The sequence below is a fragment of the Flavobacterium sp. UW10123 genome (genome assembly GCF_040538975.1).
In the GTDB taxonomy this organism is placed as follows: domain Bacteria; phylum Bacteroidota; class Bacteroidia; order Flavobacteriales; family Flavobacteriaceae; genus Flavobacterium.
This window is the reverse complement of record NZ_JBEWQE010000018.1, coordinates 66255-89709: the sequence shown is the minus strand read 5'-3', so window position 1 is coordinate 89709 and position 23455 is coordinate 66255. Positions and strand designations below refer to the sequence as shown.

25 protein-coding genes are annotated in these 23455 nt (G+C 32.8%); 11 read left to right on the top strand and 14 right to left on the bottom strand.

The annotated features are described in order from the left end of the window. Window positions 1-167 precede the first annotated feature (167 nt). The 9 genes from ABXT06_RS19365 to ABXT06_RS19325 all read right to left on the bottom strand — a co-directional run bounded on the left by ABXT06_RS19365 (window position 168) and on the right by ABXT06_RS19325 (window position 8155). Window positions 168-1394, bottom strand: coding sequence for a hypothetical protein (locus ABXT06_RS19365; RefSeq protein ID WP_354592217.1), 1227 nt, complete (start codon window positions 1392-1394; stop codon window positions 168-170). A 154-nt stretch (window positions 1395-1548) separates the two neighbouring features. Next, window positions 1549-1947, bottom strand: coding sequence for a hypothetical protein (locus tag ABXT06_RS19360; RefSeq protein ID WP_354592216.1), 399 nt, complete (start codon window positions 1945-1947; stop codon window positions 1549-1551). Window positions 1948-2167: 220 nt separating this feature from the next. Beyond that, window positions 2168-2950, bottom strand: coding sequence for an enoyl-CoA hydratase/isomerase family protein (locus tag ABXT06_RS19355; RefSeq protein ID WP_354592215.1), 783 nt, complete (start codon window positions 2948-2950; stop codon window positions 2168-2170). 11 nt (window positions 2951-2961) lie between these two features. Continuing rightward, window positions 2962-4377, bottom strand: a complete 1416-nt coding sequence (locus tag ABXT06_RS19350) for an ATP-binding protein (RefSeq protein WP_308067912.1) — start codon at window positions 4375-4377, stop codon at window positions 2962-2964. 221 nt (window positions 4378-4598) lie between these two features. After that, window positions 4599-5147, bottom strand: a complete 549-nt coding sequence (locus ABXT06_RS19345; RefSeq protein WP_286969792.1) for a CopD family protein — start codon at window positions 5145-5147, stop codon at window positions 4599-4601. After that, a complete protein-coding gene (locus tag ABXT06_RS19340; protein WP_354592214.1) occupies window positions 5147-5719 on the bottom strand; it encodes a hypothetical protein in 573 nt (190 codons plus the stop codon). Before ABXT06_RS19340 ends, ABXT06_RS19345 begins: the two co-directional genes overlap by 1 nt. A gap of 15 nt (window positions 5720-5734) precedes the next feature. Further along, window positions 5735-6754: a ferrochelatase gene (hemH, locus tag ABXT06_RS19335; RefSeq protein ID WP_354592213.1), complete on the bottom strand. Its 1020-nt coding sequence runs from the start codon at window positions 6752-6754 to the stop codon at window positions 5735-5737. 159 nt (window positions 6755-6913) lie between these two features. Next, on the bottom strand, window positions 6914-7276 hold the full coding sequence (locus ABXT06_RS19330; protein WP_354592212.1) for an FEKKY domain-containing protein: 363 nt from the start codon (window positions 7274-7276) through the stop codon (window positions 6914-6916). A gap of 3 nt (window positions 7277-7279) precedes the next feature. Beyond that, window positions 7280-8155, bottom strand: a complete 876-nt coding sequence (locus tag ABXT06_RS19325; RefSeq protein ID WP_198855130.1) for a helix-turn-helix domain-containing protein — start codon at window positions 8153-8155, stop codon at window positions 7280-7282. Between the two features lie 227 nt (window positions 8156-8382). Here ABXT06_RS19325 and hemA point away from each other — a divergent pair, with 227 nt between their 5' ends. The 10 genes from hemA (at window position 8383) to ABXT06_RS19275 (ending at window position 17135) form a co-directional block, all read left to right on the top strand. Beyond that, window positions 8383-9633, top strand: a complete 1251-nt coding sequence (gene hemA / locus ABXT06_RS19320) for a glutamyl-tRNA reductase (protein WP_354592211.1) — start codon at window positions 8383-8385, stop codon at window positions 9631-9633. 116 nt (window positions 9634-9749) lie between these two features. Continuing rightward, entirely contained in the window at window positions 9750-10673 is a 924-nt protein-coding gene (gene hemC / locus ABXT06_RS19315) for a hydroxymethylbilane synthase (RefSeq protein WP_354592210.1), read from the top strand. Next, a complete protein-coding gene (locus tag ABXT06_RS19310; RefSeq protein ID WP_354592209.1) occupies window positions 10673-11338 on the top strand; it encodes a uroporphyrinogen-III synthase in 666 nt (221 codons plus the stop codon). Before hemC ends, ABXT06_RS19310 begins: the two co-directional genes overlap by 1 nt. A gap of 106 nt (window positions 11339-11444) precedes the next feature. Continuing rightward, window positions 11445-12470 (top strand): uroporphyrinogen decarboxylase, encoded by a 1026-nt coding sequence (gene hemE, locus ABXT06_RS19305; RefSeq protein WP_354592208.1) that lies wholly within the window; start codon window positions 11445-11447, stop codon window positions 12468-12470. Between the two features lie 106 nt (window positions 12471-12576). Continuing rightward, on the top strand, window positions 12577-13128 hold the full coding sequence (locus tag ABXT06_RS19300) for a transposase (RefSeq protein ID WP_354592207.1): 552 nt from the start codon (window positions 12577-12579) through the stop codon (window positions 13126-13128). Window positions 13129-13243: 115 nt separating this feature from the next. Further along, entirely contained in the window at window positions 13244-13621 is a 378-nt protein-coding gene (locus ABXT06_RS19295; RefSeq protein ID WP_354592206.1) for a hypothetical protein, read from the top strand. Between the two features lies 1 nt (window position 13622). After that, the gene (locus tag ABXT06_RS19290; RefSeq protein WP_354592205.1) at window positions 13623-14168 is read left to right on the top strand and encodes a GNAT family N-acetyltransferase; all 546 of its coding nucleotides are present in this window, start codon (window positions 13623-13625) and stop codon (window positions 14166-14168) included. Next, window positions 14165-15067 carry an oxygen-dependent coproporphyrinogen oxidase gene (gene hemF, locus ABXT06_RS19285; protein WP_354592204.1) on the top strand — a complete coding sequence of 301 codons (903 nt, stop codon included), beginning with the start codon at window positions 14165-14167 and terminating at the stop codon, window positions 15065-15067. The genes ABXT06_RS19290 and hemF overlap by 4 nt, the downstream gene beginning before the upstream one ends. Before the next feature lie 153 nt (window positions 15068-15220). Beyond that, a complete protein-coding gene (locus ABXT06_RS19280; RefSeq protein WP_354592203.1) occupies window positions 15221-16156 on the top strand; it encodes a DUF4421 family protein in 936 nt (311 codons plus the stop codon). An 82-nt stretch (window positions 16157-16238) separates the two neighbouring features. After that, window positions 16239-17135 carry a fructose bisphosphate aldolase gene (locus ABXT06_RS19275; RefSeq protein WP_354592202.1) on the top strand — a complete coding sequence of 299 codons (897 nt, stop codon included), beginning with the start codon at window positions 16239-16241 and terminating at the stop codon, window positions 17133-17135. A gap of 94 nt (window positions 17136-17229) precedes the next feature. On the opposite strand, the gene ABXT06_RS19270 is transcribed toward ABXT06_RS19275, so the two are convergent. From ABXT06_RS19270 to ABXT06_RS19250, 5 genes are all read right to left on the bottom strand, one after another. Then, a complete protein-coding gene (locus tag ABXT06_RS19270; RefSeq protein ID WP_354592201.1) occupies window positions 17230-19107 on the bottom strand; it encodes a hypothetical protein in 1878 nt (625 codons plus the stop codon). Between the two features lie 4 nt (window positions 19108-19111). Continuing rightward, window positions 19112-19744 carry a hypothetical protein gene (locus ABXT06_RS19265; protein WP_354592200.1) on the bottom strand — a complete coding sequence of 211 codons (633 nt, stop codon included), beginning with the start codon at window positions 19742-19744 and terminating at the stop codon, window positions 19112-19114. A gap of 106 nt (window positions 19745-19850) precedes the next feature. After that, the gene (locus ABXT06_RS19260; protein WP_354592199.1) at window positions 19851-20612 is read right to left on the bottom strand and encodes a DUF3952 domain-containing protein; all 762 of its coding nucleotides are present in this window, start codon (window positions 20610-20612) and stop codon (window positions 19851-19853) included. Window positions 20613-20617: 5 nt separating this feature from the next. Then, window positions 20618-21391: a hypothetical protein gene (locus ABXT06_RS19255; protein WP_354592198.1), complete on the bottom strand. Its 774-nt coding sequence runs from the start codon at window positions 21389-21391 to the stop codon at window positions 20618-20620. Window positions 21392-21434: 43 nt separating this feature from the next. Next, window positions 21435-22184: a hypothetical protein gene (locus ABXT06_RS19250; RefSeq protein WP_354592197.1), complete on the bottom strand. Its 750-nt coding sequence runs from the start codon at window positions 22182-22184 to the stop codon at window positions 21435-21437. Between the two features lie 274 nt (window positions 22185-22458). Between ABXT06_RS19250 and hemB the strand changes: the two genes are divergently transcribed. After that, entirely contained in the window at window positions 22459-23454 is a 996-nt protein-coding gene (gene hemB / locus ABXT06_RS19245) for a porphobilinogen synthase (RefSeq protein WP_354592196.1), read from the top strand. Window position 23455: the final 1 nt, after the last annotated feature.

The window sequence follows — 23455 nt, the reverse complement described above, 5'->3', positions numbered from 1 at the left end:
AGAATAAAAAAAGATCTGCTAAATCAAGTATTTGGCAGATCTTTTTTTATTAAGGTATTATTGAAGCAGCAGATAACATGTATTTGAATTGTGAAAGAAATCTAATTATCCAAACCATTTTTTACACTTTATTCTTTTGCAGAAATCGTATCCGTATCCATTTATTTTTAATTTTTTTTATCAACTACAAACCAAGGAATATCAAATTTTCCTTTAAATGAATAAATTGCCACTTCTTGTCCGTTACTTACCGAATTAAATAAATCAGCATCTATCGATACTTTTTCGATTTCTTTTTTATGATTCCAAGGGGCTAGATATAAATAATAACTGACGTATTTCCCGCGATTAACTTCTTTATTTATAATTTCTGTTGAAAACAATTCTGGATTAGACTTATCAAACACACAATTTGTGCATACGACAGTACCGAATCCATATATAAACGTAAACATAGCATAACTTAAAATTGAGAATATGTCCTTACCTTTCTTAAAAGATAGATGCTTACTAAATGACAGCAGAATTCCTGTATAAATAATTGCAATTAGAACAACAGGTAACCAAACATTCGCATAATTATCAATCGAAAAATCCAGCATAACGCGCAAAGAAAGTGCAATTCCAGGCGCTACTAACGGATATGCAACATTTGGATACACACTATTTTTTGCTCCATCAATTCTAATTAATCCTTTCCAGAATTTTATAACTATCAGCGTTATTATTGGTAGTGCAATACAAGCAATAACTGCATATTCATACGGTCTTGGGAAAAATATTGTCCACAAGGTTACCAATATTCCTGCACCGATTAACAAATAAGATGTAAACTTTGCTTTTTCCAGCTTACCTTCTCTTTCTTCTAAAGAAATTCCAAATTCTTGGTTTGATAGTATTTCTTGTTTTTCTTCTTCCAAAGTTTTCTCAACTTCTTCTCTTTTTTTCTGATCAAGATCCGCTAACTTAGAACTCAAAAAAGCTTTAATTTCCGAAGAATTTTCAATCATATTATTAAACACAATAGCCTTCTTTTTACGATCTATTGGTTCAACTCCAATATGTTCTAAGAAAGTAATTTTAGGATTTGTCGCAGTATTAAAACCTTTTATTTCATTAAATTTTAATTCTCGGGTTCTCAAAAAACCAAATAAAATGATAGAATTCTCACAAACAACTACTTTTCGTTTTGATATAGAAATAATTGCTATTATCATCAAGATAACCATTACTAAAAATAAAAGTGGAAGCCATAATTTTTCTTCGGGAGTTTCTGCAATCGTATTAAAAGGAGAAACAATTAAAATTGCTAGTCCTCCATATAATGAAATTACTAATGATGCTAAAACATAAATTAAAATTCTAATCCCTTTTTTTATTCTGTATTCTTTCATTTTAATAAGCATTAATTTTTTTGCAAAATTACTGCTCGTTTTTATGTTTGTATACCCGTAAAAGGCTTATAACTAATAGAAAAAGCCAAGAAAAAACCCATAAAAACCATTTTGGAATTTACGGGTTAGATTTTTATTAGCCAATACAAAGATTTTACACAATCCCTTTTTCAATCATTTCTAGCATTACTGGCGAAGCATTTTTAAAAGTTGGTGCTTGCTCTATAATACTTCCCGCGTTCTTTTTATTTACTTTAAACGTAACATCATCTTCAGTTGTAAACAAAAGCGCAGTCAGGAAAGGATTTTTAATATGTGAACCTAAAACCAATAAAGCTTCATCTAAAGTATGGATACTTTCTATTTCTTCGGATTTATATCGAAAGGTTAGCGAAATTGAGAATGTATTATCTTCATTTAAAACCAATCGGAAATAAACATTTTTAAGCTCTGTATCGCCCATAGTTTTGGCCAAAGTCAGTTTTGCGAAAGTTCCGTTTTGGATACTTTCTTTAACTCGTTCACAAAAAAGGGCAAATATTGGTTCGTACATTTTTTTTAAGGTGCTAAGGTTCTGAGATGCTGAGGTTCTAAGGTTTTAAAATCGTTGTCTATTATTTTAACCGCAAAGGTCGCAAAGATTTACGCAAAGAACACAAGAATTGAGCAAAAAAATCAGCCACAGATTATAGAGATTAACACAGATTTCCATAAATCCTTTTAATCCAAATAATCTGTGGCTAAAAATTAATATTTTTTTCGGTTAAGAAAAATTATTTTCCTGTAAATTCTGCTTTACGTTTTTCTAAAAAGGCCGTTGTTCCTTCTTTGAAGTCTTGAGTTCCGAAACACTCTCCAAATGATTTTATTTCGGTATCGAAACCATTTTTACCGTCTTTGAAGTTCGCATTGATGGCTTTTATTGCTTTTCCAATAGCAAATGGCGCGTTTTTAATGATTTTTTGAGCAATTACATTTGTAAATGACAAAAGCTCTTCTTGAGGCACTACATGATTTACCAAACCGTACTCTTTTGCTTGTTCAGCAGTAATCATTGCGGCAGTCATAATCAATTCCATTGCACGGCCTTTTCCAATTAATTGCGGCAAACGTTGTGTTCCTCCGTAACCTGGAATCAAACCAAGAGTCACTTCTGGAAGTCCCATTTTTGCATTATCAGAAGCAATTCTGAAATGACAAGCCATTGCTAATTCTAGTCCGCCCCCAAGAGCGAAACCATTTACGGCAGCAATTACTGGTTTCTTTAGATTTTCGATAAAATCAAATAACGATTCTTGTCCCTCAGATGCCAATTGCGCGCCTTCAACAGTTGTATAATTTGCAAACTCCGAAATATCTGCTCCAGCTACAAAAGCTTTTTCTCCGCTTCCGGTTAAAACAATAACACGAGCATCATCATTTTTAGCCAATAATTGAATGGCATCACTCAGATCACTAATTGTTGCTTTGTTTAAGGCATTCAATTTAGTTGGTCTGTTAATCGTAATTGTAGCAACTTTTTCTTCGATTGAAACTAAGATATTTTCGTAATTCATGACGCTATATTTTATGAGTTCGTGATAGGGAGAGAAACTGTAAACGTAGTTCCTTTTCCGTAAGTTGATTCAAAGGTAATTGTTCCTTTGTAATTTTCGATAATGTTTTTGATAATTCCGAGCCCAAGTCCCATACCGCTTGTTTTGGTAGTAAATTTTGGCTCGAAAATTCGTCCTATATCTTGCTTTTGAATTCCGATTCCGTTGTCCTTTACTGCGATTTCAACATTGTTGTCTCTTCTTTTTACCGATACAACAATTGATTTCTGAAACTGGCTTTCTGGAATGGCCTGAGTTGCATTTTTGACCAAATTGGTAATAACACGAATTAGTTGCGTACGATCCATTTTGGAAATGATTTCTTCTTCTTCTTTTTCAAAAGAAATATAATCTTCGTTGAAAATATCTAAAGCCAGTTCGACAACCTCAACAACATTCAGCGTTTCATTTTGCTGAGCTGGCATCGAAGCAAAGTTCGAAAATGCCGAAGCTACAGCAGTCATGGTATCAATCTGCTGAATTAAAGTTTCGGAGTAATCATTCATTTTTTGCTTCACATCTGGAGCAGAAGGATCAAATTTTCTTTGGAAACTCTGAACCGTTAAGCGCATCGGCGTAAGCGGATTTTTAATTTCGTGTGCTACTTGTTTTGCCATTTCGCGCCAAGCTTCTTCACGTTCGCTTTGCGCCAATTTGATAGCACTCTTTTCCAATTTGTCCACCATTCCGTTATAAGCTGTAATCAAAAAATTAACCTCTTTACTGTTGGCTTCCAAAACAATTTTCTCGTTTTTCTGGTCTAGATTGGTTTCTTCTAATCTTTCAGAAATCGTTTTTAGTGATTTTGTAATGTAAGTTGAAAGGAAATATGCTAACGCGAAAGCCACAATCAACATGAAAGAATACACCTGGCTTAAACGAATCAAGAAAGTATTCAGCTCATTGTCATAATATCCATCATCTTCTAAATAGGGAAGATTAAGGATTCCGAGTGGTTTGAATTTTTCGTCTTTAATTAAACTGTACGAAGATCGGTTTTTGACTCCGTCAATCGTTTTAATATCTACAAAACGTTTTTCGATAGAAGAACGAACCAGTTTAAGAATATATTCTGGAATTGGAGGCGCAATTTTATCAACCGCAAATGACTCTTTGGATGATTTAAGCAGTTTTCCATCCAAACTGTAAATATTGATTTCGATTTTATGAATCTGCGCCAACTCATGAATTTTATCTTTAAAAATTAAATCTAAATTCTGAGTTTTTAACGGATACGTTGTAGTTGCCAGAACGTAATTGATATGCTCTTTTACCGCATTTTCTTTTCGTTCTAAACGTTCCTGATGGTATTCTTTGGCCTCAGTTTTAAACTGAATAATCGAAATCGAAGCCAATAAAAAAGATGCCACTACAATCAATACAATCATCGACAGGAAAATCCTGGTACGAAGCGACAGCATTGACATTTTGAAGTTTAGCATATTTTTTTGTTTTTGCCACGAATTACACAAATTCGCACGAATTAAATTTTGATAATTTCAGCCACAGATTAAAATGATTTTTTAAAGTAATCTATAAATCCAAATAATCCTTTTAATCTGTGGCTAAATAAAATTAGTGCCAATTCGTGTAATTCGTGGCAACCTCTTTATTTTTTTTCTCGAATGCGCTTATAAAAACGGAATCCCAACATTATTAAAACCGAAAACAATATAATTCCGATTACGCCGAAAATCCAGTTGATGGCACTTTTTAAAACTACTAAAAAGACAACGGCAAATAGAATAATCGTAGCGCCTTCGTTCCATAAACGCATGAAATTGTTGGAATATTTTACCTCATCTCTTTGTAATTGTTTAAAAATCTGATGACATTTTCCGTGGTATAAATATAAAAGGAAAACGAAACACAGTTTTACGTGCATCCATGGCATTTTGATCCAAACGCTTCCTGCATCTGTAAAAAACAGCATCCAAAAAGCAAATATACTCGCCAAAACTGCCGATGGCCATGTAATGATATACCACAAACGGTAGGCCATTATTTTGTATTGTGCCTGCAGAATTTCTTTTTCTGGCGAAGGTTTCTCATTGGCTTCAATTTGGTATACAAACAAACGCACAATATAAAAGAGACCCGCAAACCAAGTTATCACGAATATAAGATGCAGTGATTTTAGATAATTATAGTATTCCATCATTCTTTAAAAATGGATTTTTTAAAAAGATCAATCATATCTTTGCCATAGTTTTCATCTTCATACACTATTGAAGCGATAAAGATTTTATCTCCAAATCCTTTCGAAAAAATTACTGCTGTAGCAACTGTTTTTCCGTCTTCAGTAACTTGGATTTTAGATTTTCTAAATTCCAAACCCGAAATTTTTTCACTGCTTACCGAGTAATCTCCCATTTTACCTTTTGGGTAAACTTTTCCAATATCTTTTAAAAGAAGAAAATCTTTTAATCTCATCTTTAGATCAGCTCCACGAGCATCTCCGGTAGGATAATTTTCGTAATTTGCAGAAAAGTAATTTGCTTCATCTCTTTTAAAAGCTACAATGGAGTTTTCTTTTTTAACCAAAGCCGTATCTCCTTTTACTTCTCCTTTTTCCTTTTGAATTACTTTTTCATAATCATCAGGAATTGTAATTTCCCAATTAAATGTTTTATCAAAAAAACGATTGTTTTCAAAAGTGTTTTTCTTTTTGCATCCAATAATTGTTACTAAAGCAAAAAATAAAATCGAAAAATATTTTAATCTATTCATTTATAAAAATTGAAATTATTTGGCCCAATCATTAATCCAAGAAGCAACCGTTTCGCACCATTCCTCATCATCGTTCAAGCAAGGAATTGCAAGAAACTCTTCTCCTCCATTTGCTTCAAAATCTTCTTTTGCACGCATGGCGATTTCCTCTAAAGTCTCTAAACAATCGGTAACGAAAGCTGGAGTTACAACCGCAATTTTCTTAATTCCGCGTGCTGGCATATTGTCAATTTCAACATCTGTGTAAGGTTCAAGCCATTTATCGCCCGCCAATCTTGACTGGAAAGTAACACAATATTTGTCTTTTGGAATTCCCAATTGTTCAACTACCAAACGAGTTGTTTCGTAGCAATGTGTTCTATAGCAGAATTCGGCTTCTGGAGTTCCCACTTCACAACACATTTCGTTGGTAACAAACTTTTTATGAGATTTCGTTTTATCGGTTTTGCGAACATGACGCTCTGGGATTCCGTGATATGAAAACACCAATTGGTCATATTCAAAACCTCTTAAATGTTTTTCAATTGAATCAGCTACGTTTTTGATGTAATCCGGTTTGTTGTAAAACGCTGGAACATCTGAAAATTTCATGTGAGGAAATTTCTTTTTGCGAATTTCTTCTGCCAAAACCAAAATGGTCAAAGTGGAAGCCATTGCATATTGAGGATATAATGGAAAAAGCAACACATCGGTAACACCTTGATCACTTAAATCCTGCAAGCCTTTTTCGATTGTCATAGATCCATAACGCATTGCAAGCGCGACTGGAATATTTGATAAAGGCTGTACTTTTTTGTGCATTCTTTCAGAAAGAACGATTAGCGGAGAACCTTCTTCCCACCAGATTTTCGCATAAGCGTGAGCTGATTCTTCTGGTCTTTTTCTTAGAATAATTCCGCGAACCAATAATGCTCTCAATAAATACGGAACATCAATCACGTATTTATCCATTAAAAATTCATCTAAATAAGGTTTTACATCTTTTGGAGTTGGACTATCTGGAGATCCTAAGTTTATTAATAGTGCGCCTTTCATTATGTATTTTTTGCTTTAGGCTTTAAGCTCTAGGCTTTAAGCTTTTTATTTGTTTTTAAAAATTTCGACAAAAGTAGAACATGCAACTTTTTCGAAATATGATAATTATTACTTTTTAATTATGTTCTTATTTATAAAATTGATTCCTATTTTAAGAACTCATTTTATATTATTAACTTCTATATTCATTTTTTCCTCCCAGCCTTTTCCATTTCGTTTCTCAAGATAATCATCGGTTATTTTTCGATATTCATTTGCGGCAGCATCTAATTCTTTATCACCAACAATGCATCCGAGATTCTTAATGTATAATCCATATTTTTGATAGATAGTCGTTTTTCTGTTATTCCTTGATAATTCTAATGAATCTCTTGGCGGAAGCGGCAAACCAAAACCAAATGTCTTTACGCTATCGGCTTCAATATCATGAAATGCCATATTTCTATATTCAGTGACGAGTGGACTTTCTTCTGATTTGCAACTTAAAAAAACAATTAAAATCGGGAAAATAACTTTATTCATTTATTAAACATTAGCATTAATCGACATTAAATACTTTTTTGGAGTAGTGGCAAATTTTTTCTTGAACGCCGCGATGAAATGACTTCCTGTACTGTAACCAATTTTCAATCCAACTTCGTTTACATTATATGAACCGCTGTCTAACAGTTTTCGAGCGAAATCCATTTTGTAATCGAAAAGGAAACCGTAAACTGTGTCGCCGTAAATTTGTTTGAAACCCATTTTAAGTTTCTTCAAATTCAAACCAATTTCATCTGCCAATTCTTGCAATCCTGGCGGTTCGGCCATATTGGCGATGATAATTTCTTTGGCTTTTCTGATTTTTAGAACATTGTCTTCATCAATCAAAAACGGACATTGTTCTGCATTTGGGTCCTCTGTTCTATTAAAATACAAACTCAATAATTCGTATCCTTTTCCTTTATAATAAAGGTTTTTTATGGATGGATGAAGATTGTAATGAAACAACTGACTCAAAACAATTGCCATTGACGGACTAATGTTTCCTTCGTTATAATACTTTTTATCCTTATTGTCAGGACTTAGAAAAGTAATATAATCAGCTTCAGCGGAAAATAACGCATGAAATTTCTTGATTGAAACAATTACTGAAATCGCCCACGAGTTTGGAGCCAGCTCTAGATTTAGCGGCAATTCTTTCTGAGGATTGTATAAAAGCAACGATTTTTCTTCTTTCAATTCTAAAGCGTAATTGCCTTGATTGAACAAAAATTTTGCATTGCCTTTTATCCCGAAGTGAAACTGTATCAGGCCAGTACCTATTATTTCATGCTGTGCATAAAAAGGTTCAGAACCATCGTTTTGAAAACGAATCAGCGTAAAGTCGTCTTCAATTTTTATAACTTCTTGAGAACTCATAGCGATATTTTTTTGAAACGAAAATCAAAACAAAGTCAAAATGTTATTTAGAACGACTCTAAACTAATCACTTCAAACGAGTTGATTTTGCTACAAAAGTAGTCCTTTTTACTCAAAAACACCTATTTAGGTTCAAAAAAACATACAGCGACATAAAAAGTACTTTTAGCGTTACTTTTATCGGTGGTATAGTAATAATTTTGTTGCACTTTTATGAAAGTGAATTTATGGAAAACAATAACGTACCGAAACACCTTTATTTTTACTCAGTTGGTCTGAGTTATAAAAAAGCTGATGCTGAGGTTAGAGGTCAATTTAGTTTGGATGCTGTTGCTAAAACGCGATTGCTGGAACAGGCTAAAAACGAGGGAATCGAAAGTTTAATAGTTACTTCAACTTGCAACAGAACCGAAATCTACGGTTTTGCTGAACATCCATTTCAATTAATAAAACTTATTTGCGATAATAGTAACGGATCTGTAGATGCTTTTCAAAAAGTAGGTTTCGTTTACAAAAATCAAGAAGCAATCAATCACTTATTTCGTGTAGGAACTGGTTTAGATAGTCAGATTTTAGGCGATTTTGAAATTATATCTCAAATAAAAACCAGTTTTACGCATTCAAAATCAATGGGATTGGCCAATGCTTTTATGGAAAGATTGGTAAATGCGGTAATTCAAGCGAGTAAGAGAATTAAAACTGAAACAGAAATTAGTTCTGGAGCTACTTCGGTTTCTTTTGCTTCAGTACAATATATTTTGAAGAATGTTGAAGACATTAGCAATAAAAATATTTTACTTTTCGGAACTGGAAAAATCGGAAGAAATACATGCGAGAATTTAGTAAAACATACTAAAAACGAGCATATTACTCTAATCAACAGAACAAAAGACAAAGCTGAGAAATTGGCTGGAAAACTAAATTTGATTGTTAAAGATTATTCTGAATTACATTTAGAACTTCAAAAAGCCGATGTTGTGGTTGTTGCAACAGGTGCACAAAACCCAACAGTTGACAAAGCGATTTTAAATCTTAAAAAACCTTTATTGATTTTGGATTTATCGATTCCGAAAAACGTAAACGAAAACGTAGAGGAATTAGAAGGCGTAACTTTAATTCACATGGATTATTTGTCTCAATTGACGGATGAAACTTTGGAAAACAGAAAATTACACATTCCGGCTGCAGAAGCAATCATCGAAGAAATCAAAGAAGAATTTGTTACTTGGATGAAAGGCCGAAAATTTGCTCCAACAATCAACGCTTTAAAAGAAAAGCTAAACGCAATCAAAGCTTCAGAATTAGATTTTCAAAGCAAAAAAATTGCTGATTTTAATGAAGAGCAAGCTGAAATCATCAGCAACAGAATCATCCAAAAAATCACTACACATTTCGCAAATCATTTAAAAGACGACGACACCATGGTCGATGAAAGCATCGAATGGATCGAGAAAGTCTTCAAAATAAAAGCATCTTAAATAAAATTTTAAACCATATAAGTTATATAAGTTCATTTAATCGCAACGCTTAATTGTTGTTTTTAAGTTCAAACTGCTTAAATTACCTTATATAACTTATGGTGAAATTCAACAAAATGGCTGAAAAAACAATCAGAATTGGAACGCGCGATAGCGAATTAGCACTTTGGCAGGCACATACTGTCGAAAAACAACTTAACGATTTGGGTTATAAAACTTCAATTGTTGCCGTTAAATCTCAAGGTGATATTATTCTGGACAAACCTCTTTATGAATTAGGGATTACTGGAATTTTCACTAAAACGCTTGACATTGCAATGATCAACGGTGATATTGATATTGCAGTACATTCGATGAAAGACGTTCCGACTGCTTTGCCAAAAGGAATTGTTCAGGCAGCAGTTTTAGAAAGAGCTAATGTTTTAGATATTTTAGTTCATAAAGGAAATCCTGATTTTACAAATCCAAGTACGATTGCGACAGGAAGTTTACGTCGTCAGGCGCTTTGGTACAATAAATACCCAAATCATACGGTGGTTGATTTACGTGGAAACGTGAATACACGCATGCAAAAATTGCAAGATAATAATTGGGACGGAGCTGTTTTTGCAGCTGCAGGTTTGGAGCGAATTAACTTAAAACCTGAAAATTATATTAATTTGGATTGGATGATTCCCGCGCCGGCACAGGGAGCAATGCTTGTTGTGGCGATGGAAGATGATAATTTCACTTTAGATGCACTTTCGCAATTGAATCATATTGAAACTGAAATCTGCACTTATATTGAACGTCAGTTTTTACGAACTTTAGAAGGCGGTTGTACAGCACCAATTGGAGCTTTGGTAACTTATAATGAAGACGAAGACACGCTTCATTTTCAAGGTGTTTTACTTTCTGTTGACGGAAAACAAAAACTGGAAATCAACAAAACAGTTGATATTTCAGAATGGAAAAAATTAGGTTTTCATTCGGCTCAGGAAATTTTGAATAATGGCGGAACTGAATTGATGGCATCTATTAAAGAATCCCTGAAGAAATAATGGCAAACCCAGTTCAAATACTATCTACCAAAATATTATCTCCTCTTCATAAACAAGAGCTAATGAAATATGGCGTTGAATTGATTGAAGCCGATTTCATTAGAACCGAAAACAAACCTTTTGAATTAAAAGACCTCAACGAAAGTTTAATTTTTACAAGTCAGAATGCTGTTCATAGTGTTTTATCTGATCCCAAATCAGAAGAATTAAAAAAGAAAAATGTCTATTGCGTTGGACTTAAAACCAAAGCTCTTTTAGAAGAAAACGGATTTAATGTTGTGGCTTACACTGGTTACGCTTCAGATTTGGCTGAAATTATCACCTTAATTTATGGCAATGAAAGTTATACTTTTTTCAGCGGAAACTTGAGAAGAGATACCTTGCCAGATGCCCTGAAAGAAAACGGAATTAAATTCAATGAAATTCAGGTTTACGAAACCACATTACAACCTCAGAAAATAAAAGCAAATCCTGAAGCGATTTTGTTTTTTAGTCCATCTGGAGTTAAAAGCTATCTGAAACAGAATACCATCAATAAACAAATCTGTTTTTGCATTGGTGATACGACCGCAGAAGCTTTATCAAAAATCACAAAGAATATCATCGTCGCAGATCAGCCAACAATTGAAGATGTAATTGAAGATGTAATTCACGAATACAAATAATGTTTACAGTGTCCTGCAAGGTTTTCAAAACCTTGTAGGTTTAAATATAAATCAACAAACAATACCTACAAGATTTTGAAAACCTTGCAGGAAAAACAAATAAGAGATGTTAAAAAACGACCTATTTTTAAGAGCATTAAAAGGAGAAACAGTTCAACGTCCGCCAGTATGGATGATGCGTCAGGCGGGAAGATATTTACCAGAATTTAGAGAACTTCGTGATAAATATGATTTCTTTACACGTTGTGAAACTCCAGAATTAGCTGCTGAAATTACAGTTCAACCAATTCGCCGAATTGCTCCAGATGCTGCGATTTTATTTTCGGATATTTTAGTTGTGCCTCGTGCAATGGGAATTCACGTAGAATTGAAAGACAATTTAGGGCCAATCATTCCAAATCCGATTCGTTCTTTGGCAGATGTTCACAAAGTTTTTGTTCCAGATGTAAATGAAACTTTAGGTTACGTTTTTGACGCAGTGAAATTGACTAAAGAAATGCTGAACGATGAAGTGCCTTTAATTGGTTTCGCAGGTTCGCCTTGGACCATTTTCTGCTATGCTGTTGAAGGAAAAGGTTCTAAAAGTTTTGATACTGCAAAAGGATTCTGTTTTTCAAACCCAGTTGCTGCGCATACTTTATTACAAAAAATCACAGATACAACTATTTTATACTTAAAAGAAAAAGTGAAATCGGGTGTAAATGCCGTTCAGATTTTTGATTCTTGGGGAGGAATGCTTTCTCCTGTTGATTATCAGGAATTTTCATGGAAATACATCAACCAAATCGTTGACGCTTTAGCTGATATTACGCCTGTTATTGTTTTCGGAAAAGGATGCTGGTTTGCCCTTGGCGAAATGGGTAAAAGTAAAGCTTCAGGTATTGGAGTAGATTGGACTTGTTCTGCAAGAAATGCTCGTTATTTATCTGGAGGACAAAAAACATTACAAGGAAATTTTGATCCATCAAGATTGCTTTCTCCAATTCCAACGATCAAGAAAATGGTTCACGAAATGATCGACGAGTTCGGAAAAGATAAATATATCGTAAATTTAGGTCACGGAATTTTACCAAATATTCCTGTAGATCACGCAAAAGCGTTTGTTGACGCTGTTAAGGAATACGGGAATTAAGTTCTGATTTGATTACCGTTCCTGCAAGGTTTTGAAAACCTTGTAGGTATAATATTTGTTTTATATTTGCAGTAAAAACTTACAATAAATATACAGCAAATTAAAAATGAAACTTGAAGCATTACAGAAAGACTGCTATTATCATATTTATAATCGTGGAATTAATGGAACAAATATTTTTAAAAATGACGTTAATAAACTTTATTTCTTAAAGCAATTAGCAAAACATTTGGAAAATAAAATTTCTGTTTTAGCTTATTGTTTAATGAATAATCATTTTCATTTGGTAATTCGAGTAAATACTGAAGAAAAGGAAGTTACTCAAGCATTTTCGAACTTGTTTAATTCATATGCGAAAGCATTTAATAAGCAAAACAATAGAACAGGAAGTTTATTCGAAAAGCATTTTAAAAGAATAAAGTTAAATGATGAAAATTATTTAAGACGACTGATTGTTTATGTTCATTTAAATCCAAGACATCATTTTGATTTAGATTTTACAGACTTTAAGTTTTCGTCTTTTCAAGCTTTTTTATCTAATCGCGAAACAAAAATAGAACGAGATGAGGTTTTAGATCTTTTTGGAGGTTTTCAAAATTTGATCTTTTGCCATAATCAAAAGAATGAGTTTTTAAACGAAACATATACTTTTGAATGATTTAGGTTTGTCCTGCAAGGTTTCCAAAACCTTGTAGGTCTAAATAGAGGTTACTATATTTAAGATCTAACAGAAATACCAACAAGGTTTTGAAAACCTTGCAGGAAAACTAGACATGTTAAACAAAGGTTTAAGAGATGAAGAAAAAATAAGAATCGATAACGTTCTCAAAACGTTACGAACGCTTGTTTATGTTCCTTATCCTTTAAGCGATTTACAAAAAATAGAAATTGAAAATCAATTGAAAGAATTTGGTTTAAACATTGAAACTTTAGACGATTATTCAAATGACAATTTAATCACATTATTAATGCTTCTTCATTTTGATTGGGATCAATTAGAACAATTTGCTGATATTTTAATTGAATTTTCTAAAACAGAAAGTTATAATTTTTCAGAAAAAGCATTGGCAATTTATCAATATATTCAGCAAGAAAGCAAGGTCTTTTCTTTTGGGATAAATACTAAAATTACATCTTTAAAAAACAAATAAAATGAGCTTTACAGATTGGAAAACAGATCGAATTGAAAATATTATTCCTAAAGAGTTTTATAAACTCATTGACAAGAATAAAAATCATATTGAAAAAACTTTCCCTGTAACGCTAGCTAATTCTGACTCACCAGAAAAAGCAGAAAATTTTATCTCATTTAATAAAAACAAGGAAAGAAATAGCGAAGGATATTATTTCTTCGCCCGAGATATACAAACCAATAATCTAATTGGTTATTTATGTGTAAAAACTATAGATTACCGCATTTCAAAAAGCGAACTAGGTTATTTTATTGACGAAGATTTTCAAGGAAAAGGAATTACATCCAAAATGGTTTCTGATGCACTTGATTTCTGTTTCAACGAATTAAACCTTAATAAAGTTTTCATTTGTACATCTGAAGTTAATTTGGCAAGCCAGCGAATTGCATTAAAACATAATTTTAAACAAGAAGGAATTTTAAGAGACGAATTTAGAAACGGTGACGGCACATTGCAAAACTCAGTCTACTTCGGACTACTTAAATCAGAATATATTAAATCATGAAAGACAAATTTTACGCATATATACAAAATTTACAAGACCAGATTTGCGCTGGATTAGAAACTGTTGACGGAACTGCAAAATTCCGTGAAGACTTATGGAAACGTCCTGAAGGCGGTGGCGGAAGAACTCGTGTTATTGAAAACGGAGCTGTTTTCGAAAAAGGCGGTGTAAATATTTCAGCCGTTCACGGAAAACTTCCAGATACCATGCAAAAAATGTTTGGCGTTGGCGAAGCCGATTTCTTTGCTTGCGGATTAAGTTTGGTCATTCACCCGAAAAACCCAATGGTTCCGACGGTTCATGCGAACTGGCGTTATTTTGAAATGTATGACGAATCCGGAAAAGTAATCAATCAATGGTTTGGTGGCGGACAAGATTTAACGCCTTACTATTTGTTTGAAGAAGATGGAAAACACTTTCACCAAACGTGTAAAACGGCTTGCGATAAACACAATCCGGAATTTTACCCACTTTACAAAAAGAAATGTGACGAATATTTCTGGAACGCACATAGAAATGAAGCCCGCGGACTTGGCGGTTTATTCTTTGATTATTGCAAAGCAAATGAACAAATGACGATGGAAAACTGGTACGATTTTGTAACAGAAGTTGGTAATAGTTTCCTTGAAGCTTACGTTCCAATTGTGGAAAGAAGAAAAAATCTAGAATATACTCCAGAACAAAGAACTTGGCAAGAAATCCGTCGTGGTCGTTACGTTGAATTTAATCTGGTTCATGATAAAGGAACTTTATTTGGTTTAAAAACAAACGGAAGAATTGAAAGTATTTTGATGAGTCTTCCTCCTCATGTTCAATGGGTTTATGATCATCATCCAGAAGCAGGAAGCAATGAGGAAAAATTGATTGATGTGTTGCAAAATCCAATTAATTGGGTTTAATCTTAAACCCTAAAAATTTATTTAACACATAGAAACATAGATTTAAAGACCTATCTTAGAGGAGATTTTAAAAAATACATTTTTTCACATAGCATTATGTGATTTATTTTGAATGAAATGTCTTTTTTAAAACAATCCAAAAACTATGTTTCTATGTGTTTAAAACTGATTTGTGCCACATTCTTTGCCAGCATTTTTGGTTGTTTCGCCCAAAACGATTCCTTGCAAAACCCGTATTTTAAATCCTATAACGATAAGATTACTGCCAGTATTTATTATCTAGACACTTCCAATAGTTTTCAGATTGCTTCAGGTCAGGATTCGAAAACGTATGTGAATCTAATTCCAAATCGAAGAGAACAGATTGGTTTTACATTAAACTATAAAATCATTGATATCACCATTGGTTTTGCTCCAAAATTTCTAAGTCAGAATAAAGGCGATTCTCATTCCAAAAACTTTAATTTCCATACCCGTTTTTATTATAAAAAATGGATGCAGTCGTTCACTTTTATCAATCAAAAAGGATTCTATATTAGTGATGATAACATTACAGCTCAGTTGCCTAATATGCGTACCACAAAAATTGGCGGATCGACTTCTTATGTTTTCAATGATAAATTCTCTTTTAGAACACTGGTAAGCCAAAACGAATGGCAGACTAAAAGTTCAGGAAGTTTCATTCCGTCGTTCTCTTTTTATTATACAAACTTAGACTTAAACACTCCCGATTCGTCTCCTGGTGATCTGTATGTTTTAACACTCGCTCCCTCCTATTTTTACAATTTCGTAATCAGTGATCGAGTTTTAATTGGTGCAGGACTTGCTTTGGGTGGCGGGCTTAATATTATTGATAAAGAAACCTCAGCTTTATACCAAGCTGACTTCAATTTAAAACTAGCCTATAACAAAGACCGATTTTTTGGTTTTGCTAGCATCAACACAGTAGCTTTTGCGCAAGACGATAAAGTCGATCCACGATTGAATGATAATATTTCTACTCTAAAATTGTCTGTTGGTTATCGATTTGATCCTCCAAAAAAAGTAAAAGAAGTCTACGATAAGGTTAATGAAAAAATAGGCCTGTGAGAAATCTTAATCTGAAATAAACAACAAGCCCGATAAAAATGCTTAAATTACAGAGATTTACGAAAAACTAAAATTCATTATTATGGAAAATAGGAATACAGAACAATTAAATCTCATGCATTCGGGAAAAGGTTTCATTGCAGCGCTAGACCAAAGCGGCGGAAGCACTCCAAAAGCCTTATTGCAATACGGAATACAAGAAAATCAATATTCTAATGAAGAAGAAATGTACACTCTTGTACATGAAATGAGAACTCGAATTATTAAAAGCCCTGCTTTTGATAGCCAATATATTCTCGGTGCTATTTTGTTTGAAAATACAATGGATCGTAAAATTGACGGACAATGGACAGCAGATTATTTATGGGAGAAAAAACATATTATTCCGTTCTTGAAAGTAGATAAAGGACTTGCAGATCTTGCAAATGGCGTACAATTAATGAAACCCATTTCTGGTTTAAACGAATTGCTAGATCTTGCTGTGGAACGAAATATTTTTGGAACTAAAATGCGTTCTGTCGTTAAAGAAGCCAATCCCAACGGAATACGAGACATTGTTGCACAACAATTTGAAATTGGGAAACAAATTTTCAGTAAAGGTTTAATTCCAATTATAGAGCCTGAAGTAGATATTTACAGTCCTGATAAAGAAAAATCGGAACAGATTCTGAAAGAAGAAATTCAAAAACAGCTTAATTTATTGGATAAAGAAATAAAAGTAATGCTGAAACTTTCGATTCCGACTGTTAACGATTTTTACAACGATCTTATTTCAGATCCGCATGTTGTTCGTGTCGTTGCACTTTCTGGAGGTTATTCTAGAGAAGAAGCAAATCAAAAACTCTCACAAAACCACGGATTAATTGCCAGTTTTTCGAGAGCATTGTCTGAAGGACTTACCGCTGGCCAATCTGATGAAGACTTTAATGCTGAATTAAAAGAAACCATCAAAGGTATTTATCAAGCTTCTATTACTTAGCAAACTAAAAAAAACAACCGTTCCTACGGAATGAATTATAATTAAAAAAGAAAATCCCTGAAACAATATTGTTTCAGGGATTTTCTTTTTTAATTTATTTCGAAGTCATTTCTTCAGCTAAATCTAGTGTCTGCAAAATGATGTTTTTATCAGACTTAAAAGAGTTTAGTTTAAAAACAAACTTCAATTTATTGTCAATTAGTTTTTTAGGCGATTCGATTGACACATCTGAAAACTGAGATGAAATTTTAGTCATTCGATCCAATTCGGAATCTTTTGCTTTTTTACCAAATGTTTTCACCGTTTGCGCAATATCCAGTTTTCCAGAAATGTAATTTTTGCTTAATTCTTTCTTTGCGTCTTTAGCGAAAGAGCCTTTTCCTGATCCAAAGTACTCTTTTGTATTGGCAACAATTACGACATCTTTGTCTTTTGCAATAAAAATATCACCATATTCTTGAGTGCCAACCACAATGTATGAATTTCCATTTGGAACCAATACTTTTTTGCGAACGCCCAATTGCAGTAATTTATCTCCAAAAGTTGGATGAGTTGAAGTAAAAATCACAGAAAACAACGGAATATCTTTTTTCACTTTTTCCTCAGTTATTTTTTCTTCATAATTCTCATCATAATCATACTTTTTAGTCATAATCTCAACTTCTTTCGTATCGTATAAAAAAGCGCTTAAATCGCCATCAAAAAGCTTTGCTGTCGCTTCTTCGTCAACAATCGTAGAAATCAGATCTGTGATTATTGCAATATCTTCTTTCGCAAATTTGGGATTCTGAAATAATTCGGTCATTAACGACGGAAAATTTTCAAGTGCTGCTTTTGTATTCGCATGATACGAAACATAACCTAATGGTTTTTCCGAAGGAAAATAATTAAAAATGTTTTTGTTGATTTTTCTATCGCTGATTTTGCTTACAACAGCAGCAATCTCTGGAGCATATTCAACCACTTCTTCAATTCGAGAATTATCATTATCAAAATAAAAATCCAGATTGATGCCTTTTACAAAATTCCCGAAATTCTTCTGCATAGGCAGGTATTTATCATAACCTCCAAAAAGCGCCAAAGGATAATTGTACAACGAATAAAAACTTGACATCAATCCGCTGTAATTTACCCAAGACGAAATATCTGCTGAAGCATTTATTTTTGAAAAACTTGGCGCTGTAAAACCATTTTCAAATAAGCCTTTTATAATTTCCCTTTGCTGTTCTGCCAGTTTTTTATCAAACTCTGCTTGTTCAACTGTATATTCTTCATAAGGATTTCCATCGTACAGATAATCTTGTTCCGTCGTTTCCACTGATCCTGCTGGCACATCAGCTACCATCGGTTCATCGCGCATTACAGACGGTTCTGCAATTTTTGGCGGATTTGGCGCTTCTTCTACTCCGTATACTTTCGGTGTATCTACAATTACCGTTTCTTCGTACGCCTCTGAAATTCCTATCGAATCATTTAAAACTGGTGGCCCATCAGGAGAGGCATAAAATTTATTCGGAAGTCTTTTTGTCAATTCAAATATCATCAAATAAGTATCATTCCATACAAATGATCTTTTTAAACCGCTTGGTGTAAAAACAGCATATTTTCCGAATTCTTCAATTGTGCCATTCTTATCATTTGCTCCTTGTTTTTCAATCAGATATTGTCTTACTGCTTCTTTGTTTTTTATCGGAATGGTAACCTGATAAAACGGAACGCTATCCAAGAAATTCCCATGAATCGTAATTTTTTGATCTAATTGAATGATCGACGTGTACTGGCGAAGATCAAAATCAGGTTTTTTGCTGGTGTATTTCGTAATAATTGAATGGTTCAGCACTTCATCTATGCTGACTTTTTTAGAAAGCTGATTTCCGTTAAACTGTACAAAATAATCGTATTTGTCTGGACTAGTCTGTCCAAAAGTGAAATACGTGGCAAATAGAAAAATTAGAGTGTAAAAATGCTTCATAAAATCAAGGCGTTAATTGGATGGTATTATTCATTAAAGTCGATTTCTTAAATACGCTGTACATACTTTGTTTTAAAAAAACCGTCTTTTTATTTTTTGAAATTTTGCTGTTTGCATTATCAACAGCTACAATATCTTTATCGAAAGTATAAATAGAAATAATGCTGGCTTCTTCGAGATCTTTCTTTTTCTTTGGGTCGTTTACTACTTTTTCGGGAACGGGATACGAGGCAATTCTTTCGAAAGTTTTGCCGCTTCCGCTAAAGTGAATCTGATCACGCTGATTGTTTATTGTATTGACAACAGCGTTGAGTGCTTTCAGATTGGCGTAGTTCAGTTTGATGATAAAGACATAATTATCAAAATCTGTTTTGGTGCTAACATTGGAAATTCCGTTAATCTTTAAAGCTTTTTCTTTAAAGTCGTTTAGTTTAGCCGTAATTTCCTGTTCGTTCGGAATTTTTACGCCATCGACTTCTTCGAGCCAAATAGCCGATTTGGTTTTAAACCAAGATTTAGAAAAGTCCACAATTAGAGTATATTCACCACTTTGATCGTCGTGATGTTTGATTCTTTCTGTAATCTCAAAACAACTCGTTAAGAGCAAACAGCAAAATAAAGCGAGAATTTTCTTCATTAGACAAATTTAGATGGAATATTCTGAAAAACCATGATATCTCTAAATTCTTGGTTCGATAACGTAGATTTGCAATCAGCACTATATGGTGATTTTAAATTATTTCTCATTCATTAAATCGCTTTTTATCTAAAACAAAATCATATTTAGCACTTTCATTATCTTCTTTTCGACTAATGTATATGCTATAATATTGATGTATTTTGTCATATTTTTTTTGATCATTTTTCTTTTCGTAATCAATGCCAATTCCAATCTGACTAATGCGACTTGGTTCTTCACCTGTTAGATAATGAAATCCGATTAGGATAGTTGCATATTTGAAATGATCATATTTTATTTTCAAATCATCATTTATAATATTTTCAAATTCTTTTTGATTTAATCTATAAAATAAAGATGGTGGCTGATCTAAACCATAAGTATAGGCTGCAGGCTTTACATTTTGCAAACCTTGTAACTTTCCAAATAAAAAAACTGAAAACAACTTTTCGTTATTTTTACATACATATTGTTCATTCCTGTATATAAACTCAGTATTTATCTTTTCTACAAGACTGTCTTTTTCAGAATTTTTTATTTTTTCGTTGACTGACTTTTCAACCCTTCCGTAACCAATATTATCTGAAATACTAAGACATCCAGAAATATCTTCTTTAGTGGTCTTTTTATATCCAAAATTGTTCTCAGTAATTATAAATGACATACCCGATAAATGAACATATTTATCTTCATTAGCATTCATAATTTTAGACAAATCTCCTTCGTTTAATTTTTTTGAAATGGCAACATAATCGATTTCCTTTGTACAGCTTGAAAATTGTACTGCGAAAACTATAAGGATAGCTATATTTAATTTCTTTTTCATTCACCTTATTTTTCAATAAAAATAGTAACCGGAAAATTTAATTTTTCTGAAAACTCCCTTTCCAACCGTGGAATCAATTCTTTCTCTAAATAACTCTTTTTACGCATTTCATTTTCACGGCTTACATAATTGCCTTTTTCATCAAATTCTGATTGATGTCCAATTTCAAAAATTACAGCATTATTCCAAGCTGTTTTTTTACCGTCTTTGCTATACAGTCCTTTTACAGGCAAATTTTCTTCGGGAAAAACTCTAATTATATCTGGATAAGTTTCTTTTACTACTTGAATTAATTTTTCATCTACATCAAGTTTATGATTGTCTATTCTGTTTTGCAAAAAAGACAATGTATTTCTATCTAGTCTTTCAATATAAATATTGTTGTGCAGATAAATATAAGATAATGAAAGCGTAGAGGTTTGCTGATAAAGATTTTGCCGATCATTAGTTCTTTTAATAAATCTCAAACTGCTATTTGCGAGAAGATCGTCATACATTTTTAAATTCAATTCATCAAGCAAATATTGATCAAGTCCCTTTCTGTATAATGCTTGAAGATATAAATAGTCCAAACAAACTTCCTTATTGCTACAAATTCCCTTTTCAGCAGCAAGCGTAAAATTATATGACTGCGGTAATACTTTTTTTAGCTGTTCTGTTTTCGGTATTTTTAATTCTTTTAAAAGCGTTCCTTTATCATCTTCATGTCCTGTCTGTTCTTTTTTTATTAAACAACTTGTCAGGAATAAAAAACCACATAAAACGAGGATTTTCTTCATTGCTTGTGAATATAATTTATAACTCAAATTTCGACTGCTCGCATTATTTCCAATAATTTTCCAATTGTTTATAATCTCCAAACCAAAATTTAAAAGCTTCCTTATTGATTCCGTCCTTTCCAATCCAGAAATCTACAGGATATCTCCAATCTGAGCTATGTGTTTTTCGTTTAGCAATAGCTAGATTCGTATATTCTTTTAATAGACCTTTGTATTTTGTTGTTTCCAAAATACTACAATATCCAAGAGTTTCTAATAAAACTTGGCTTTGTTCTTGTCCTGTTTTGAAACCTTTGATTTTTTTCATACTTCTAAGTACTTCTTTCTTTAAAGTATCATTCTCTTCTACATTTAGAAGAATATCTAGTATTTCTGAAAAGATCCTAATATCTTCATCCTCCACCCCCATAATTTCATCACTTTTGTTATTATTAAATGAATGCAAATAATAATAATAGTCCGATAAATCATTTCCAATTAATCCTCCCGAACCTATACATAAATTCAAAATTTCTTTCTCTTCGCCATCTAATTCTTTTGGATAACCAAAAGCTGTAGAACAAATTGCACACGGAGATTCTCTTATTAAAGTTTGATCTTCGACCAAAATAAATTCATGATCAGGTAGAGTTTGCATAATTGCAAAAACAGGTAATCCAGATCTTAACTCTGGTTTGTTTGAACTAAAACTTGCTAAAAAAGAAGCGACAATCTTTTCTTTAGTAGTTTTTTTGTATTCTTTAAACAATTTATCGTTCCAAATGTTATGGAAGTTTGCCAATTTTTCTTTCATAAATCCAAACTTATAAAATAAGATTTTTCCTAATTTTACAAATCTACTTCAAATAAAAATATCAAACCAAATTTTTAGATAATATTAACTCATTCTACAACAAGCTAAACGCCTTATTTTGTTCCTTTTTCTTTAACTTTGCGCCACTCATTAAAAATTGAGGTAAACTTCAAAAAAAATAAAAACAACTGCAGTTTTAGAAATAGATTCTCAGTCTGATTTCAGAGAAATCAACTAAAAAATCTAAAATCTAAAATCTAAAATCTAAAATTATATGTTCCCATTACAAAGAGGCAGAAGATTAAGAGTAAATGAATCCATTCGTTCTTTAGTTCGTGAAACCAGTTTAAGCCCATCGGATTTTATGTTTCCAATGTTTATTGCTGAAGGCGAAAATGTAAAAGTCGAAATTCCGTCGATGCCGGGAATTTTCAGAAGATCAATAGATTTAACAGTTGAAGAAGTAAAAGAACTTTATGATTTAGGTATTCGCGCCGTAAATATTTATGTAAAAGTTAGCGAAAACCTTAAAGATAATACTGGAAAAGAAGCTTGGAATGCTAACGGATTAATGCAACAAGCTATTCGTGCTATAAAAGCGGCTTGTCCAGAAATGATCGTTATGCCAGATGTGGCTTTAGACCCATATTCTATTTATGGTCATGACGGAATTATAAAAAATGGTGATGTAGAAAACGACAGCACAGTTGATGCTTTAGTAAAAATGGCCATTTCTCACGCAGAAGCGGGTGCCGATTTTGTTGCGCCAAGTGATATGATGGACGGACGTGTTTTGCGCCTACGTGAAGGTTTGGATGCGGCAGGATTTCAGAATGTTGGAATCATGAGCTATTCTGCTAAATATGCTTCTGCTTTTTATGGTCCTTTTAGAGATGCTTTAGATTCTGCTCCAAGAGAAGCTGATGTTGTGGTTCCAAAAGATAAAAAAACATATCAAATGGATTATGCAAACCGAATCGAAGCGATCAAAGAAGCTTTGTCAGACGTTGAAGAAGGTGCAGATATGGTTATGGTAAAACCGGGAATTGCTTATTTGGATATTGTTCGCGAAATAAAAAATACAGTACATGTTCCTGTAACAGTTTATCAGGTTTCTGGAGAATATGCCATGATTAAAGCGGCATCTGAAAGAGGATGGCTTGATCACGATAAGATTATGATGGAACAATTAATGTGTATCAAACGTTCGGGTGCAAATCTTATTTCTACTTATTTTGCTAAAGAAGCAGCAATTCTTTTAAAGAAATAAA

Bases quoted from the DNA above. Each gene is read 5' to 3' on its own strand.
- ABXT06_RS19365 (WP_354592217.1), bottom strand. From the start codon at position 1,394: ATGAAAGAATACAGAATAAAAAAAGGGATTAGAATTTTAATTTATGTT.
- ABXT06_RS19250 (WP_354592197.1), bottom strand. From the start codon at position 22,184: ATGAAAGAAAAATTGGCAAACTTCCATAACATTTGGAACGATAAATTG.
- ABXT06_RS19260 (WP_354592199.1), bottom strand. From the start codon at position 20,612: ATGAAAAAGAAATTAAATATAGCTATCCTTATAGTTTTCGCAGTACAA.
- hemB (WP_354592196.1), top strand. From the start codon at position 22,459: ATGTTCCCATTACAAAGAGGCAGAAGATTAAGAGTAAATGAATCCATT.
- ABXT06_RS19355 (WP_354592215.1), bottom strand. From the start codon at position 2,950: ATGAATTACGAAAATATCTTAGTTTCAATCGAAGAAAAAGTTGCTACA.
- ABXT06_RS19290 (WP_354592205.1), top strand. From the start codon at position 13,623: ATGAGCTTTACAGATTGGAAAACAGATCGAATTGAAAATATTATTCCT.
- ABXT06_RS19325 (WP_198855130.1), bottom strand. From the start codon at position 8,155: ATGAGTTCTCAAGAAGTTATAAAAATTGAAGACGACTTTACGCTGATT.
- hemA (WP_354592211.1), top strand. From the start codon at position 8,383: ATGGAAAACAATAACGTACCGAAACACCTTTATTTTTACTCAGTTGGT.
- ABXT06_RS19345 (WP_286969792.1), bottom strand. From the start codon at position 5,147: ATGGAATACTATAATTATCTAAAATCACTGCATCTTATATTCGTGATA.
- ABXT06_RS19350 (WP_308067912.1), bottom strand. From the start codon at position 4,377: ATGATTGTATTGATTGTAGTGGCATCTTTTTTATTGGCTTCGATTTCG.
- ABXT06_RS19360 (WP_354592216.1), bottom strand. From the start codon at position 1,947: ATGTACGAACCAATATTTGCCCTTTTTTGTGAACGAGTTAAAGAAAGT.
- ABXT06_RS19295 (WP_354592206.1), top strand. From the start codon at position 13,244: ATGTTAAACAAAGGTTTAAGAGATGAAGAAAAAATAAGAATCGATAAC.
- ABXT06_RS19255 (WP_354592198.1), bottom strand. From the start codon at position 21,391: ATGAAGAAAATCCTCGTTTTATGTGGTTTTTTATTCCTGACAAGTTGT.
- ABXT06_RS19265 (WP_354592200.1), bottom strand. From the start codon at position 19,744: ATGAAGAAAATTCTCGCTTTATTTTGCTGTTTGCTCTTAACGAGTTGT.
- ABXT06_RS19340 (WP_354592214.1), bottom strand. From the start codon at position 5,719: ATGAATAGATTAAAATATTTTTCGATTTTATTTTTTGCTTTAGTAACA.
- ABXT06_RS19275 (WP_354592202.1), top strand. From the start codon at position 16,239: ATGGAAAATAGGAATACAGAACAATTAAATCTCATGCATTCGGGAAAA.
- hemE (WP_354592208.1), top strand. From the start codon at position 11,445: ATGTTAAAAAACGACCTATTTTTAAGAGCATTAAAAGGAGAAACAGTT.
- ABXT06_RS19310 (WP_354592209.1), top strand. From the start codon at position 10,673: ATGGCAAACCCAGTTCAAATACTATCTACCAAAATATTATCTCCTCTT.
- ABXT06_RS19330 (WP_354592212.1), bottom strand. From the start codon at position 7,276: ATGAATAAAGTTATTTTCCCGATTTTAATTGTTTTTTTAAGTTGCAAA.
- ABXT06_RS19270 (WP_354592201.1), bottom strand. From the start codon at position 19,107: ATGAAGCATTTTTACACTCTAATTTTTCTATTTGCCACGTATTTCACT.
- ABXT06_RS19280 (WP_354592203.1), top strand. From the start codon at position 15,221: ATGTGTTTAAAACTGATTTGTGCCACATTCTTTGCCAGCATTTTTGGT.
- hemC (WP_354592210.1), top strand. From the start codon at position 9,750: ATGGCTGAAAAAACAATCAGAATTGGAACGCGCGATAGCGAATTAGCA.
- ABXT06_RS19300 (WP_354592207.1), top strand. From the start codon at position 12,577: ATGAAACTTGAAGCATTACAGAAAGACTGCTATTATCATATTTATAAT.
- hemH (WP_354592213.1), bottom strand. From the start codon at position 6,754: ATGAAAGGCGCACTATTAATAAACTTAGGATCTCCAGATAGTCCAACT.
- hemF (WP_354592204.1), top strand. From the start codon at position 14,165: ATGAAAGACAAATTTTACGCATATATACAAAATTTACAAGACCAGATT.